At 45.2% G+C, this 16,606-nt stretch carries 13 protein-coding genes; 6 read left to right on the forward strand and 7 right to left on the reverse strand.

Annotated features, from left to right (window positions below; all coding sequences use genetic code 11):
* Nucleotides 1-158 precede the first annotated feature (158 nt).
* From NIAKO_RS21650 to NIAKO_RS21660, 3 genes are all read left to right on the forward strand, one after another.
* The gene (locus tag NIAKO_RS21650; RefSeq protein WP_014220587.1) at nt 159-1,415 is read left to right on the forward strand and encodes a CinA family nicotinamide mononucleotide deamidase-related protein; all 1,257 of its coding nucleotides are present in this window, start codon (nt 159-161) and stop codon (nt 1,413-1,415) included.
* A 167-nt stretch (nt 1,416-1,582) separates the two neighbouring features.
* Nucleotides 1,583-2,956, forward strand: a complete 1,374-nt coding sequence (locus tag NIAKO_RS21655; protein ID WP_014220588.1) for a dihydrolipoamide acetyltransferase family protein — start codon at nt 1,583-1,585, stop codon at nt 2,954-2,956.
* Between the two features lie 432 nt (nt 2,957-3,388).
* Nucleotides 3,389-4,105 (forward strand): hypothetical protein, encoded by a 717-nt coding sequence (locus NIAKO_RS21660; protein ID WP_014220589.1) that lies wholly within the window; start codon nt 3,389-3,391, stop codon nt 4,103-4,105.
* Between the two features lie 186 nt (nt 4,106-4,291).
* On the opposite strand, the gene NIAKO_RS21665 is transcribed toward NIAKO_RS21660, so the two are convergent.
* The 6 genes from NIAKO_RS21665 to NIAKO_RS21690 form a co-directional block, all read right to left on the reverse strand.
* Nucleotides 4,292-7,291: an alpha/beta hydrolase family protein gene (locus NIAKO_RS21665; protein WP_014220590.1), complete on the reverse strand. Its 3,000-nt coding sequence runs from the start codon at nt 7,289-7,291 to the stop codon at nt 4,292-4,294.
* 221 nt (nt 7,292-7,512) lie between these two features.
* Nucleotides 7,513-8,388, reverse strand: a complete 876-nt coding sequence (locus NIAKO_RS21670; protein ID WP_014220591.1) for a DMT family transporter — start codon at nt 8,386-8,388, stop codon at nt 7,513-7,515.
* 177 nt (nt 8,389-8,565) lie between these two features.
* Nucleotides 8,566-9,363: a polyprenol monophosphomannose synthase gene (locus NIAKO_RS21675; RefSeq protein ID WP_014220592.1), complete on the reverse strand. Its 798-nt coding sequence runs from the start codon at nt 9,361-9,363 to the stop codon at nt 8,566-8,568.
* A gap of 95 nt (nt 9,364-9,458) precedes the next feature.
* Nucleotides 9,459-10,229, reverse strand: a complete 771-nt coding sequence (locus tag NIAKO_RS21680) for a 3'-5' exonuclease (protein WP_014220593.1) — start codon at nt 10,227-10,229, stop codon at nt 9,459-9,461.
* Nucleotides 10,230-10,358: 129 nt separating this feature from the next.
* Nucleotides 10,359-11,717: a UDP-N-acetylmuramate--L-alanine ligase gene (locus NIAKO_RS21685; protein WP_014220594.1), complete on the reverse strand. Its 1,359-nt coding sequence runs from the start codon at nt 11,715-11,717 to the stop codon at nt 10,359-10,361.
* Between the two features lie 674 nt (nt 11,718-12,391).
* Nucleotides 12,392-12,607: a hypothetical protein gene (locus NIAKO_RS21690; RefSeq protein WP_014220595.1), complete on the reverse strand. Its 216-nt coding sequence runs from the start codon at nt 12,605-12,607 to the stop codon at nt 12,392-12,394.
* A gap of 223 nt (nt 12,608-12,830) precedes the next feature.
* On the opposite strand from NIAKO_RS21690, the gene NIAKO_RS21695 reads away from it, so the two are divergent.
* Nucleotides 12,831-13,403: an RNA polymerase sigma factor gene (locus NIAKO_RS21695; protein ID WP_014220596.1), complete on the forward strand. Its 573-nt coding sequence runs from the start codon at nt 12,831-12,833 to the stop codon at nt 13,401-13,403.
* Nucleotides 13,403-14,497 (forward strand): S1C family serine protease, encoded by a 1,095-nt coding sequence (locus NIAKO_RS21700; protein WP_014220597.1) that lies wholly within the window; start codon nt 13,403-13,405, stop codon nt 14,495-14,497. Before NIAKO_RS21695 ends, NIAKO_RS21700 begins: the two co-directional genes overlap by 1 nt.
* A gap of 147 nt (nt 14,498-14,644) precedes the next feature.
* Here the strand turns inward: NIAKO_RS21700 and NIAKO_RS21705 are convergent, their stop codons facing one another.
* On the reverse strand, nt 14,645-15,550 hold the full coding sequence (locus tag NIAKO_RS21705) for a nucleotidyltransferase family protein (RefSeq protein ID WP_014220598.1): 906 nt from the start codon (nt 15,548-15,550) through the stop codon (nt 14,645-14,647).
* A 45-nt stretch (nt 15,551-15,595) separates the two neighbouring features.
* Here NIAKO_RS21705 and NIAKO_RS21710 point away from each other — a divergent pair, with 45 nt between their 5' ends.
* The gene (locus tag NIAKO_RS21710; RefSeq protein WP_014220599.1) at nt 15,596-16,537 is read left to right on the forward strand and encodes a 1-aminocyclopropane-1-carboxylate deaminase/D-cysteine desulfhydrase; all 942 of its coding nucleotides are present in this window, start codon (nt 15,596-15,598) and stop codon (nt 16,535-16,537) included.
* Nucleotides 16,538-16,606 lie beyond the last annotated feature (69 nt).

Here is a 16,606-nt window from a genome sequence, read left to right on the forward strand (position 1 = left end):
TCGCGAATGTACAAGTGTCTTAAAAATAGGTAACTCACTCACCTGCAAATTTCCGCGTCGCGGCCTTTTTCCTTTTTTACTTTCAGCCCTGTATTTGCTTGTAGCTTGCGGCTTGTAGCTTGAAGCGGTTTTACTACATTTGTCCCGAATAAATAGCTATGGAAAGAATAGTCGCCTCCATTATAACCATTGGTGATGAATTACTGATAGGCCAGGTAATAGATACCAACAGCGCTTTTATTTCGCAGGAACTGAACAAGATTGGGGTATGGGTAAAAAGAAGAGTGGCTGTAGGTGACAGCAAAGAAGAAATTCAACGCGCCCTTGATGAGGAAAGCCGCGATAGCAATATCATAATCATGACGGGCGGACTGGGCCCCACTGCCGATGATATAACCAAACCGGTGCTGGCCGAATATTTTGGCGGCAAACTGGTAATGAATGAGGAAGTACGTAAACACGTGGTATACCTGTTTGAACAGGTATTTCGCCGTCCCATGATAGAGCGCAACCTGAAACAGGCAGAAGTGCCGGATGTTTGCACGGTGTTGCCCAACGCCCGTGGCACAGCGCCGGGCATGTGGTTTGAAAAAGCAGGCAAAGTATTTGTTTCCTTACCCGGGGTACCGCATGAAATGAAGGGACTGATCACCACCGAAGTATTGCCCCGCTTACAGCAACGTTTTATCATGCCGTTCATCGGACATAGGACCATGTTGACAGCCGGCGTGGGCGAATCGTTCCTGGCAGAGGCCATTCAACACTGGGAAGAAAAACTGCCTGCTCACCTGAAGCTCGCCTACCTGCCCAACTATGGCATGGTACGGTTGCGCATCACCGGATGGAGTACGGATAAAGCCCGGTTGGAAGAGGAGTTGGATAGGGAGTTTGCCACATTAAAGAAACTGGTACAGGAATGGCTGGTGATTGACGAGGATGCGAGCCTGCCTATGGCGCTGAGTAAACTGCTGCGCTCGAAGAACAAGACTATGGCCACGGCAGAAAGTTGTACAGGTGGGTATATTGCACACCTTATTACTGCCATCCCGGGCGCCAGCAACATATATAAAGGCAGCATAATAAGTTACGATAACGAAGTAAAGATCAACCAGCTGCAGGTATCGCCCATCATTCTTCAAAAGATGGGGGCAGTGAGTGAAGAGGTGGTGACCGAAATGGCCGCCGGCGTACTGGCAAAACTGAACACTGATTATGCCGTAGCTGTTTCAGGTATTATGGGTCCCGATGGCGGTTCGCCTGAAAAACCTGTAGGCACCGTTTGGATAGCGGCTGGCGACAAACATAAGCTGGTGACCCAGAAATTTCAGTTCCGGTTCGACAGGGACCGGAATATTGAAATGACGGCGACCCAGGCGTTGAATTTGTTGCGGAAATTTATAGTGGAGAACGCGTAAGCAAACACTTGTTAGTATAAATCATTATCTTCGCGCCGACCAGATGTTGCGATTTGCGTATTAATTAATAAGTTCGCAGCTTCAGTTGTTAATCCGTCCCGAATCCAAGAGAAGAAATCGTAAACCTTCCCGATCGAAAAATCGGGAAACAAAACCTGCAATTGCATATGGCTCTAGTTGACCTGGTGATGCCTAAAATGGGTGAAAGTATTACAGAAGCCACTATTTTAAAGTGGTTTAAAAACCCCGGTGAAACGGTGAAGATGGATGAGGCAGTACTTGAAATTGCCACTGATAAGGTGGACAGTGAAGTACCTTCTGTGGCCGAGGGTGTAATAGAAGAAACCTTTTTCAAAGTAAACGATGTGGTGCCTGTTGGTACCGTGCTGGCCCGCATCAGGTCAAATGCTGCAGAACCTGCCACAACAAATACGCCGGTGGTTACCAGTCCGGCGGTTGAAATAGCCGTGAACCGCGCTGTACCGGATGAGGTGTATCACCAACCGGTAGCCACTGACTCGTTTACACACCAGCCTGCTGCCCAGAACGGCGCCCGTTTTTACTCGCCCCTGGTGCTGAACATTGCTACCAGCGAAGGCGTTCCCTTCAGCGAACTGGAAAATATTCCCGGTTCAGGAACCGATGGGCGTGTTACCAAAAAAGACATTCTGCAGTATGTAGCCAATAAGAAAGCCGGCAAACCAGGCATTTCCACCGCACATACCGTTACTGCCACGCCTGTTCACAAACAGGAAGACACCACGCCTACTATACTTCCTCAGGTTAGACAGGTTGAACCACAGCCTCAGCAACATATTCAATCGTACAGCGGTAATGTTGAGATCGTTGAACTGGACCGCATGCGTAAAATGATCTCTGAGCACATGATCCGCAGCCAGGATACCAGCGCACACGTAACCAGCTTTACTGAGTGCGATGTAACCAACCTGGTGCACTGGCGCGATAAGGTTAAAAAACAGTTTGAAAAACAGGAAGGCGAAAAACTCACCTTTACGCCGTTGTTCATTGAAGCCATTATTCGCTGTATTAAAAAATATCCATGGCTCAACAGCAGTGTGGATGGTGATAAACTGATCGTAAAGAAAGATATCAATATAGGCATGGCCGCCGCCCTGCCCACCGGTAACCTGATCGTTCCGGTTATCCGCAACGCCGACCAGCTGAACCTGGTTGGATTGACCCGCCAGGTGAATTCACTGGCGAATGCGGCCCGCAACAACAAATTAAAACCCGATGATACCCAGGGTGGCACCTTTACGATAACCAATGTAGGTACGTTTGGCAGCTTAATGGGTACGCCCATCATCAACCAACCCCAGGTAGCTATTCTGGCAACCGGTGCTATCAAAAAAAGACCGGTGGTAATTGAAACCGAACAGGGTGACTTTATTGCCATCCGCAACATGATGTACCTGTCGCTGTCGTACGATCACCGCGTAATCGATGGTGCCCTGGGTTCTACCTTCCTGGGTGCAGTAGCCAAGGAGCTGGAGAACTTTTCTGCGGACAGAACAATATAAGAACTGATATAAATGTATAAAAAGGCCATTCCCTAACCGGAGTGGCTTTTTTCGTATAGGGAGACTACAGGTTAAAGCCCAAAGGTCAAAGCTGAAAGCTTAAAGAGAAACGCTGTATTTGCTTTAGCCTTTAACCTTTTGGCTTATAGCTGTATTTGTTGCCGCGACGGCTAATAGCTTGCAGCTTGACGCTTAAAGCTTGAAACTCTGCCCTCTGCCCTCACATACTAAGCCATAAAAGTGTACGTTAATAAAATGGCCTGTGTTTACACAACCGCACTGATTTTATATACTGTTTAACGGAAAATAATTAAACCATCTCTTCGGGACATCGTCTTTTTTTTGTAAATTGATAGTAGCGACAAACCCTCCTGTTTGCCAATGGAACTATCGATTTGAACGGCTCTTTTTCTAAAACCTAAACGTAATCATATGAAGACGCTTTCAGAAACATGGTTTGCCGAAGGCTATATTGATTTCGAGTTAAAGAAATATACCCTCCTTGCCTATCTGCAACAGGTAAACCAATACTTCACTGAATCAAAATTGTATCCACAATTATCTGATGTGATCTTTCATTACAACAACCTGCAGGCTTTAAAGGAAAACAAGAAATTCTTACAGGAACAATTCCCCAAAAAGTTAACCGGGGTGCAAATAGAGAAATTACAATTACTGTACGAGCAGATCATCGAGGATGATGAAATGATGCTGGAACTGGAAGACATTATCACTTTCTCTGCCGATAAACTAAAAACCGCCATCAGCAGCGGTACCGAGATCTATGAGTTTGTGGAAGACAAGCTGAACATCTTTCCGGTTGGACTGGTGCCGCTGGATACGCACGAAGGCTATTTCTTTTTAAGCGAAGGTACTTACCGCAAAACACTCGTGTATCAGTTCCGCCTGAGCTTTTTTGAAAAGCACGATGAGAAGTACCGCGCCATCAGGACCGAGTATGTAAGCGAATGGGAAAGAAACATAGTGAATACGTATGAGAATATAAAAGCGGAGCTGTTACGTAATAAGAAAGACCTGCCCAATCCTGCGGTGTATTCGATTGAAACGGAGTTAACGTTTCCTATATCGGAGACGCTGTTGCCGGTGGCTAAGAGAAGTTTGGTTAGATATATATCTAAGGCAGCTTAGGGGGTGGGGTTGATAAAGTTGACAGGGTTGACAAGTTGACAAGTTGAAAAGTTAACAGGTTATTATACACGCGCGGCTCGCCATTGATGGCGAGCCGCGCTTTTTTATATTCCTTGTTAACCTGTTAACTTGTTAACTGTATTTCCTTTATCAACGCTATCAACCCTGTCAACCTTATCAACTACCCTAAAATCCTTTCTTCTCCTCCAACTCCGTTCCCCAATCAACTCCCTTCGACGTAGCCGGTACTCCTTCGGCTAACCAGTGCGGCGCAGGCGCTCCTTTCAAAAAGTAATCGAAGTATTGCGAGAGGCGAATGCTCAGGTCTTTGCGGTTCCTTCTTTCTACCAGGTTATGATCTTCGCCATTGTATTGCAACATCCATACTTTCTTGCCCAGGCGGCGTAAAGCGGTAAAGTATTCAATGCCCTGGTACCAGGGCACGGCGCCATCGGCATCATTGTGGGTAATCAACAACGGTGTTGTTACTTTATCGGCCCTGAACAATGGCGAGTTTTTGATGTACAGATCGGGGCGTTGCCATAAGGTATAGCCAATACGGCTTTGGGTATGTTCATACTGAAACTGCCGGTTGATACCGGTTCCCCAACGGATACCACCATAGGCGCTGGTCATGTTGGAGACGGGGGCGCCGGCTTCCGCTGCGGCAAACATATTGGTGCGGGTAACCAGATAAGCGACCTGGTACCCACCCCAGCTTTGTCCCTGAATGGCCATTTTGGTGGAGTCGACCCAGGGCTTTCTGGTAAAATATTTTGCAGCAGATACTACCGCATTATAAGCGCTTTCACCAGGCTCGCCTTTTTTGTAATGTATATCGGGTACAAATACCAGGTACCCATTGCTTACAAAAAGCGGGATGTTGATGGTGGAGGCGCTGGGCGCCGGCTGGCGATACAGATACAGATCATCAGAATTCTTTTCATAGAAGTACAGGATCATGGGATACTTCTTTTTCGCATCAAAATTTTCGGGTTTGAATAACAGCCCCTCCGATTGTTTGCCATCGAACATGGTCCATTTTGTCAATTCGCAGGTAAGCCAGTTATAATCTTTTTGCTGCGGGTTACTATAATACAAGGGCCTTACCAACACTGAATCTTTATAAAGGGCCTTAGATCCATTTACATCAGCGTCTGTCCATTCAACCAGGGTATCTTTTAAAATTTCCAGCACAGGCGAAAACTTAAAACTTTCAATCGTATATACATATACATTGCTGTCTTTTGCTTTAAAGATCTGGAAGCCAACCTGAAACTGGCCGTTGGTGCCATAACCAGGAAAGGTGGTGTCACCCACCTCATGAAAAGTCACTCCACCCTCTTTATTCACCAGATTCAATATTTTGAAAACCACGGTTTGTGTATCAGTGATGGGCTTCGCTTCTTTATCTGTTGGCATATAACGGTAAATGATCTTATGCGACCGGCCATAGCCCCTGGTGAAATTATAAGGCGCTTTTTTCCCTTCAGGATCGCATTGCCATACGTCGTACATGTCGTACACATACACATACTTATCATTCTTATGCCATGCCATTATCCCATGTGGCAGCGGATCATCCGGATGGTCATCTTCTTCATCGTACAACGGCACCTTGATGCTTTTGGTGATGTTGGTAATGGCGCCGGTACTTATGGTGTAGGTGAAATAGTTCTTCTGCGTTACATCGTACCAGATCACATATTTTCCGCCGGGCGAAATGTTGAAGAAGTTGCGGAGTTTTTCTTTTACCACTTTACGGCTGCCATCTACAGTTGAAATAATAAAAGCGGTAGCTTTTGCATATCCCATCCACTGGCTTTCTACGCGATTGCCTTTTGTGGTAGTGGCCAGCACATACTCTGCATTCTTATCATCGGCCAGCATAATGGTTTCTGCATCTTCAGCACCCAGCTGAATTACCTTATCCTCGTTTCCATTCAGCACTGCTTTAAAGCTTCTGCTTAATTCAGTTGGCAACTGCACCAGTTGTTGCGGTTGCAGGTAATCATCGTTGTAATGCCAGATGTCTAACCGCGCAGTTTCAAAATCAATCAGCGTGGTGTCTTTGGGTTTGCGAACGGGCATTAACCCAAAGAATAATTTTTGTCCGTTTTGGCTGAATTCAGGCGCCGAGGTTTCGCTTAGCGTCAGTCCGTTTTTTACACCGGTTGTGTTTCTGTCAACCCGCAGGCGGGCGCTGTCCATACCCGTGCGGTAGTAATACAGTTTATAAAACTTCTGCAGGGCTTTGGCGCTGCTGTCGCGTTCGGCAATGAAAGCCAGTTGGGCGCCGGCATCGTCGAAGGCAAAATTTTTGGCGGTATTGAAACCACGGAAGATGGTATCTGTTTTTCCACCGGCCGTATTGTACCACACTATTGCCGCTTTTTTCAGCGTATCGGCATTGCTGCGGGTTGTTTGTATAATAAAGGCATTCCCGGCCTTGCTGAAGTAATAATCGCTTACCAGGGGGAACCTTTTTTCTTCCCCGGTATATAAATTCCGCAGCACCAGTTCGGAGCCTTCCTCAACCGGTTCGCCCGGTTTTGGTTTGGCTGCCAACTTTGGCGCTTTTAATGCGGCCAGGCCGGCGGTTTTGGCTTCACTGGCTTTGCGGCGAAGGCTATCGGCAACCCGGGTCAGGCTGTCGGCCATGTGCAGCAGACTATTCAGCTGCGCGGCTGAATCGGGTTGTGGCACCACTGGTGGAACCGGCAGGGCTTTCTCCTGTAAATACGCCAGCCATTGGCCGGTGCCTTTATCGGGCGTTTTAAACGATTTTATACGGGGAATGCGCAGCACGCTGTCTTTACCTAACTCTACTATGGCCATACTGTCCTTAGGCATCTCATCGGCCTTTTTCTTTTTGATCTTAGCATCGCGGGTTGCAGCAAAAAGCGGTTTTATTTTACAGATCACAAAGCGGTTATCCCCGGTGATGGCAGCAGCATATCCACGGGTTATTTCTTTGCGGTAAGAATTATCTGTAGCTTGTATAACCAGCATGGCATCCCCTTCCTGCGGGGTTATTGTAAATACCACCCATTTGCCATTGTTGCTGATATAGCGTTCATTGATGCTTTGCCAGCCATCATACACAGCATGTGTGAGAGGTTTCTTTTGTGCGGATGCATGCAGGCATACCAATAACAAAAGCGGAATGCAGCGTAATTTTCTCATTAGTTAGTTCGGTTAAAAAATAAAATTAATACAAACCGGGCGCATCCGGTAACCGTTCGTACATAAGAAAGAAGCCTCCTTCTTGCCTCTCCGCCAGCTGGCGGAGAGGCAAGAAGGAGGCTTCAGCAATATTGTTGTATTGAATATTAATCTATAGCAATACATTGGTTGAAAAAGAAGTTTGCCTGGTGAAATCAGCACAGGGCGTTGCACGGTTTGTGTTATGCTTTTCTCCGGCTTTTGTATACCAGCCAGGTTTGTAACACCACCGACAGCAGAATTAAAAACAGGCCAATATAAAAGGAACTGGATAAATATTTATCCTCGCGGTAAATAAGAAAGGCCAATGCGATGCCATACAGGGGCTCCAGGTTATAGGTAAGATTCACGGTGAAGGCAGAGATTTTTTTCAACGCATTCATTGCCAGGTTAAATGCCCACACGGTGCAGAATAAGGCTAACACCAATAGCCAACCGGCATCTGCCAAAGTGGGGATCAAATGGCCTGCAGGAACAAACTTCAGGTAAAATGGCAGGAGTAACGTAAGAAAAAAGAACCCGCCGCTTAATTGATACAGTGTTACTGTTTCAGGTTTGTACCGCTTTACCAGCAACTGGTTAAAGACTGTAAACAAACTACACAGCAAGGCAGAGATCAAACCGATGATGATGCCTGTTTTATATTGCGGATCAAATTGAAAAATAAGATAGATGCCTGCTACCACCAGCAGGCCCAGCAGCAATTCAGTTTGGTTAAATGGTTTGCGGGTAATGAGCGGTTCCAGGATGGTAGTAAAAAAACCAATGGCCGAAAAACAAACCAGCGCTACCGATACATTCGCATACTTGATGCTTGCATAAAAGGTTACCCAATGCAATGCCACTATAATACCAACACCTGTAATACGGGCTATACCAGCCAGCGAAATAGGCCGGCCGCTGCGCTTGAGTAAACAGATCACCCATAGTACTAACACTGTTATCAGTAAACGATACCAAACCAGCAGGGCTTCATTGAGAGTAATAAGCCGGCCCAGTACACCGGTAAACCCGGCCAGGAACACTGCCATGTGCAGTTGTAGAAAAGCTTTACGCATAGGATATGTGAAGGTATATTAAAGACCTGTAAGGTGCACCATTTAAGCTGGCGCATACAGTAAGCTTGCATGCACCTGACAGGTCTTAAAAGAATTAGACCTGTCAGATGGACTTTAACTTTCTGAAAATTCAAGCTAAGGCCGTCCACCTTACAGGTCTATAAATAAATTATTACTCTATTTTGTTTTTGCCAGCACCTGTTCCTGCCCTACCGCAGAATAAGCTGAAACGCCGGTGTTTTTAACCCGGTTGCGGTAATCTTTGAAAAGGCTTTGCCAGCGCAATTTCAACACGCCCCAGATCCCTTCTTTTACAATGCCTTTGTGCATTTTTGAAACCCCGAATTTGCGGTCTTCAAAAATAATAGGCACTTCTTTTATTTTAAAGCCGAGTTTCCAGGCGGCAAATTTCATTTCAATCTGGAATGCATAGCCCAGGAACTGGATCTGATCGAGGTTGAGTGATTCCAGCACTTCGCGGGAGTAACAAACAAACCCGGCAGTGGTATCCTTCACCGGCATCCAGGTTATAATACGGGTATACAATGAGCCGCCTTTCGAGAGCATGATGCGGTTACGGGGCCAGTTAATGGTGCCGCCGCCTTTCACATACCGCGATCCTACGGCCACATCTGCTCCGCCTGTTGCACAGGCTTCGTATAAGCGTTGCAGATCTTTGGGGTTATGCGAAAAATCGGCATCCATTTCAAAAATGTACGGGTAACCTCTTTTCAGGGCCCATTTGAAGCCATGAATATAAGCGGTTCCCAAACCCAGTTTGCCTTTTCGTTCTTCCAGAAATAATTTGCCGGTATATTTAAGCTGACGTTCTTTAACGAGTGCGGCGGTTCCGTCGGGCGAGCCGTCATCAATTACAAGGATGTGAAAATTATTGTATTGGGCAAAAATGATATCGATCAAATGGCCGATATTTTCCTTTTCGTTATACGTCGGTATGATTACGATATTTTCCAAACAAGTGTAATTGATGATATTGGAATACGAAAATACAATAATTCAAAATGTGAATTATAAAATACACATTTGCAAGTAAATAAATAGATCGCAGATCACAGCCCCTTCTTTAACAACGTTCTGTTAAAAATTTCGGTCAGCTTTGCCTTGGTATGCATGGGAAAATCGCCTTTCATCATCCAATCATAATATTGAGGTTCAGCTTTTAACACATCCACCACTGAACGGCCTTTGTGTTTGCCGAAATTAAATACCTCTACCCCGTTCTCCATAATCATACGGCGGGCAAAGTCTACAATATTATCATCGCCTATGCAGGTAATGATGGAATCCACGCTTGTTCCCAATTGCGGATATTTCTCAATCTGGGCCTGTAATACTTCCCAAGTGGCTACGGCATCAATTTCTGCGCCATGGGCCCCTTCGAGGTTCTTATTACAGTAAAATTTATATGCCGCGCTCAGGGTACGCTGTTCCATCATATGGAAGATCTTTTGCACGTCGAGCAACCGGCGGTTGTTAAAATCGAATTCCAGTCCTACGCGTAAGAATTCCTCTGCCAGCAGGGGAATATCAAAACGGTTTGAGTTGTACCCTGCCAGGTCACAATTATCCAGGAACTGCTTTATTTCATTAGCTACCTGTTTAAAGGTGGGCGCATCCTTTACCATTTCATTGCTTATACCATGTAAATCACGCGATACGGCGGAAATAGGAATTTCAGGATTGAGTAGTTTACGCTTAATCAGACGGGCGCCATCGGTTTGAATTTTTACGATGGCTATTTCAACGATACGATCTGAGCTCAGGTTCACCCCGGTGGTTTCAAGATCAATAATTGCCAGCGGCTTCTTTAACTGCAACATTCAACAATGATAATTGATAATGGTTATAAAATTAGGCGTATAAGTAAAAAATTACAAATTGCTTATTCTTTCCCCTGCTGGAATGCAGATTTTCTAAAAATGAGGTAACAATATAGGGCTAAATTGCTATTAGCCCGTTATTTGCTTTGCAAAAGTAAGCATATCTGCCCCATCATAATTGCCTGAACTCATTAATAACAGGCAGGCGTTTTTATAGTTCTGCTGCTGAAGCCATTGCATCAGTTTTTCTTTATCGTTCATTACCTGTAACCCTTCTTTGCCAAAACCGGCCACCACTTTTTCAGCAGGCAGTTCGGGCATGCGCTTTAGTTCCAGGGCATGGCGGCTGTAAAAAACAACGGCTTTATCGGCCGGGTCCATCGCGCCTTTGTACTCGGTCATGAACTGTTCGTTCAGGCTGCTGTAGGTATGAAGCTCCAGCACGGCGATGAGTGTGCGATCGGGAAACTGTTGTTTCACCGCTTCGATGGTGGCTTTTACTTTGGAAGGCGCATGCGCAAAATCGCGGTACACGATGGTTTGCTCATTGCGGGCCAGCAGCTCCAACCGTTTAGCGGCGCCGGTAAACGAGGAAATGGCTTTTACAAAAGTGGCAGCGTCCATTCCCAGGTCGCGGCAAACATACCAGGCTGCATGCAGGTTCAGCAGGTTGTGGTTACCAAATACCTGCAGCCCGCCGGTTTGCCCTTCAATAGTTAGCGTGGTTTTGCCATTGGCAATAGTATGGGCTGGAATCGAATAAGGCTGATACCGGATATCGGCCCGTTTATTTTCGGTTACCAGTTTATTCAGTACGGTATCGGTTTCATTATAGATCAGCAGTCCGCCCGGTTCTATCTTATTTATAAAGATGGTGAACTGCTCCAGGTAAAAATCAAATGTGGGAAACACATTTATGTGATCCCAGGCTATGCCGGTAAGTATGGCAATATGCGGAAACAAAAAATGGAATTTGGGACGCTTTTCTATCACGCTGGCGGGGTATTCATCGCCTTCGCATACAATTATGGGCGCATGGGTAACCTGCACCGACTGATCGAACCCTTCGAGGCGGGCGCCTACCAGGTAGTCGAACTCTTTTCCGGCTTTTCGCAGGGTGTGCATGATCATGGAAGTGGTGGTGGTTTTGCCATGGCTGCCGCCTACCACTACGCGGGTTTTATCCCGGCTTTCCTGGTATATATATTCGGGGAAGGAATAGATCTTTAATCCCAGTTCCCGTGCCCGGATCAATTCGGGATTGTCGCCTTTGGCGTGCATGCCCAGGATCACTGCATCCACATCCGCCGTTATTTTTTCGGGATGCCAGCCAATAGCCTTGGGTAGCAATCCTTCCTTTTGCAGGTTCGATTGGGCCGGCTCAAATATTTCGTCGTCACTACCTGTTACCTGGTATCCTTTTTTGTGCAGGGCAAGCGCCAACTGGTGCATCACACTTCCACCAATAGCTATAAAGTGTACATTCATTTCAACAACTGTTTATCAGCTAAATGTATTTAAGCTGAAACGATTACCAAAAACTTTTTGTATACATACAAATAATTTTTTTGGCCGGGGCTTGCAGATGCCGGATTTTATTTGTTATTTTGGACATCTTACAGCTATAATTATCCAATCCTCTCGAAATTTTCCTCTCCCTTAAGTCCGTTAACCTTTGAATGACCTGATGATCGTTTTCGCCCTTAGTTATTCATCAGGCAATTGTAAACTTTAAATATCACAAAAATGAAACGGACTATCGTTATCGTAGCACTGGTTATTTTCGCTTGCGCAACAATTACCTCTTGCGCAGCTACAAAGGGCTCAGGATGCAAAGGAACTCAAGGATATGTAGGATACGGCGGAAGATAAGAACTAATTTAACCCTGATATTACTATTAAAGGTTACCCGATGGGTAACCTTTTTTTTGTCTGAACAGGGATGGGTGAGATTCATGGGATGAGTGGGAAAGGCCATTCAAGGACCTCAGACATGATGTTATGGTTATCCCAGCAATCTCAGCCATCCCAAAAATCCCAGTTCAAACAATAAAAAAACCCTTCCGCGACTAGCGAAAGGGTCAATTTCTTATGGCTTGCTGAAAAGGGCCATCCTGGGATCAGGACGGCCTCTAACGATTGCTTGCCATATGAAAAAAAACTTATTTCTTTTTAGAAACAGAGTCAACTTTTTTCTTAGTAGTATCAGCAGCTGGAGTAGTAGCAGCAGCGCTATCAGGTGTAGCAGCAGCAGCTGAATCTACAGTTGGAGCAGCAGCAGTAGTATCTTGTTTGTTCTCAGTGTCTGCGCTTCCGCCATCATTACATGCTACTGCGAATAAAGAACCAATAGCTAATACTAACAACAGTTTTTTCATTGTACCGTTTTTTGTTTGTTTACAAATGATTTATGTAGTTTAATACAGGAAAAGAAAGAAGGTAACCCCGTAACCCAACTTTTTTTTATTTTTTCTGAAAAAAAGTCCAACCTTTCCGACTTAGGTGATTTACAGCCCATTTTTTGCCCTGTTAGACGGGAATTTTACCAACTGTTTGGGTTACTTCTCCTTAAATTGAGTATTAATTAATGGTTCAAAAAGCGTGAAAACAGATTCAACCGACGAAAAAGCACTGTTAAAAGGATTGGCACTAAATGACCGGAAGTCCGTTGAGACCATATATAAATTATATTATAATATGGTGCAAACGTTGATTATTAACAACAACGGATCTGCCGACGATGCACGGGATATATTCCAGGAAACTGTGATTGTGCTGTATGAAAAAGCCAAAACCGGCTCTTTTGAGCTAACCGCCCAGTTAAAGACCTATGTGTATTCAGTTAGCCGGCGGTTATGGCTTAAAAAATTGCAGCAACAACAGAAATACCTGCCCACTATTCCGGGGCTGGAGGAAACGGTTCCGGTTGAGGAAGATGTTGAAAGCCACGGACAACGCAATTCAGAGTTCCAGATGATGGAAAAGGCTTTATTGCATTTGGGCGAACCCTGCAGAAGTTTAATTGAGCAATTTTATCTGCAGAAAAGAAGCATGACAGAGATTGCCGGCCATTTTGGATATACAAACGCTGATAACGCCAAAAATCAGAAATACAAATGTCTGATGCGGCTTCGGAAACTATTCTTTGCCGAATTTAAAAACAACGACGTGTGATGCAAGATGTACAATTATTAGATGCTATTGAACGGTTTCTCCGTGGTGAAATGACTCCCGAAGAAATGGCTTCCTTTGAGCAGCTGCGAAAAAGTAATCCGGAAGTGGATGAAAAAGTAGTGGAACACACTATATTTTTACATCAGATGGACCAGTTCAGTGACTGGAAGTCTTTTAAAGGAACCCTCAACGACGTTCATAATCAATTGCTCGAATCGGGCGTTATTAAAGAGGAAGCGCCAAAGACCACAGTTATACAACTGTTCCGCAAATACAAACGGGTGATGGCAGTAGCCGCCTCCATTGCTGGTATCACTACCCTTCTCATCGCCAGTATGGCCACTTATTACACCCAAAAGAAAACGCACGACGATCTTCAACGTTTACGCGGTGAATACAAATCGGAAATAACAAAGAAAACCAACGAAGTAAAAAATTCGGTAAAGGAAATTGTAGCCAAAGCTCCTGAAAACGCACCCGTGCGTTTTGGTGGTACCGGCTTCCTGATAGATGGCAAAGGTTATATTGCTACCGATGAGCACGTGGTAAACGGCGCCTCCAGTGTAGTAGTGCAGAACAGCAAAGGACAGGAATTCAGAACACGTATTATATATACCAATAAAGAAACCGATCTGGCCATCCTGAAAATTGAGGATGACGATTATAGAAGCATCGGTCCCCTGCCCTATGGCATCCGCAAAAGCGGCACCGACCTGGGCGAACCTTTATTCATCCTGGGTTTCCCCCGCGAAGAAATTGTATATAACGAAGGATACATGAGTGCTAAAACAGGTTATAATGGCGATACCTTATCATTTCAGTTAGGCGTATCGGCTAACCCTGGTAACTCCGGCGGTCCGGTATTCAACAAGAATGGTGAAGTGGTGGGTGTTATCACTGCCCGTCAAACCCAGGCAGTAGGTGTGGTGTTTGCGGTTACTTCAAAAAACATCTTCCGCAGCCTGGAAGAAGTTAAAAAAGATACTTCCTTCCAGAACATCCGGTTAACGCTGAACTCTTCTATCAAAAACCTCGATCGCGTACAACAGATAAAGCGGATTGAAGAAGGGGTGTTTATGGTTAAGTGTTACTAAGAGCTACAAGCTGCAAGCAAATACATATAATTAGAGGCCCCGACGGTAACCGTTGGGGCCTCTTTATTGGTGGGACTTCTAAATATTGAAGTTAACTTCTTTATTCAAGTTTTCCGCGATGGCCTGAAGCTTGCAGCTTGCGGCTTTCTACTTCCACAACTTAGCCGGATACTCACCTGCAGCAACCAGTTGCTCCAGGTTAGCTTTTACTTCAGGCGCATCTTCTTTATAAGTTACGCCAAACCATTGGGCGGATGTAGGGATCACTTTAATAGTGCCTTTGTTTACATTGATGAATTTATCGCCTACGATGGGAATAAAGAACTCTGATTTTATGTTGGTAAGATTTCCTTTTTCACTCAGGAACTCATTGAACAGCTTTTCAGAATAAGGGAAGATGGAAGGTGAAAAGCACCAGAAGTTCATGGACACCTGTGAATCCATTGGCAGTTCTTTGGGCTCCTGGCCATCGTCAACCAGAATTTTACCATCTTTCTTCGCAATGTTTATACGTTCTGCAATAGCTACCAGATTGCCTTCGGCATTGGCACGGCATACCCCACGGTTAACTGTACCATTGTCGCTTAATGTTTTCAGCAACTCATAGCCGATTATAGAATAGGTATTGTCATTAACATCTTTGGTCAGAAATTTATAGGCTTTTTCAAATGCATCGCGACCATAAAAATCATCGGCATTGATTACCGCAAATGGTTCATTGATGGCATTTTTAGCGCACAGTACCGCATGCGCAGTTCCCCAGGGTTTGGTTCGGTCGGCAGGTACCTCGAATCCATCAGTAAATGACTTCAGGTCCTGGTATACGTAATCGATTGCGATTTTTCCTTTTAACGGGGGTTCTACTATGGCTTTAAAATCGTCAGCAAATTCCTTGCGGATAATAAACACCACTTTTTTAAATCCAGCGCGTATAGCATCATAAATAGAGTAATCCATGATCGTTTCTCCACCTGGTCCGAATGATTGGATCTGTTTCATACTACCATAGCGGGAAGCCATGCCTGCAGCTAAAATCAAAAGAGTTGGTTCCATTATTGTATTTTTAAAAATTGAGTCACGAAAATATAAAAATATGTGATGAAAACTATGTCGGTAAACAAAGTAATAACACAACCGGTCGACATAACAAAAGCAGTAGTAACGCTTGTTAGCGACGACCTCCTACATAGAAAAAACGTTGCCATCGAAGTATTGCGGCTCGATTTGATCCATCCGGTCATTTCGGGGAACAAATGGTTCAAACTGAAATACCATATCCGGGAAGCACTGCAGCAAAACAAAAAAGGCATACTCACATTTGGCGGCGCCTGGAGCAATCACCTGGTAGCAACGGCGCTGGCATGTGCCCAGGCCAACCTGGCCAGTATGGGCATTATTCGTGGCGAACGGCCGGCGACTTTATCTCACACTTTACAGGAAGTGCAGGATTATGCCATGCAATTACAGTTCATTTCGCGCCCGGCATATGCTAATGATGCTGCTATAATTCCGGTATTGCAGGAAAAATATCCAGACTATTATCTTGTACCACAGGGCGGACAAAGCCACCTGGGTGTGCTGGGCGCCGCCGAAATTGGACGGCTGGCTCAAATGGAAAGTTATTCACATATATGCTGCGCCACCGGCACCGGCACTATGCTTGCAGGTTTAGTGCACGCCGCTTTACCGCATCAGCAGGTAATTGGCATTTGCAGCCTTAAAATACCCGACAACGAAAACAACAGTTTGAACAGTTTTGTAAAACCCTATGCATCAGCCCCAAAGCAATACAAAATATTTTACGATTTCCATTTTGGCGGATATGCGCGCAAAACAGATGAGCTGATCCGCTTTATGAATAGCATTTATCAGCAACATGAATTGCCGACGGATTTTGTATATACTGGCAAATTGTTTTTCGGCGTTATGCAGCTGGTCCAGCGCGATTACTTTCAACCGGGCAGTCGTTTGCTGCTGGTGCACAGTGGCGGATTACAGGGCAACCGGTCGTTACCGGCCGGAACATTAACATATCTGTAAGTTGTTATATAAAACCGCTGTCGCAAAACCAGTATATTTGCGACGCCAAATCCTTTACCACCGATTAAT

The organism is Niastella koreensis GR20-10, assembly GCF_000246855.1.
GTDB classification, from domain to species: Bacteria; Bacteroidota; Bacteroidia; order Chitinophagales; family Chitinophagaceae; genus Niastella; species Niastella koreensis.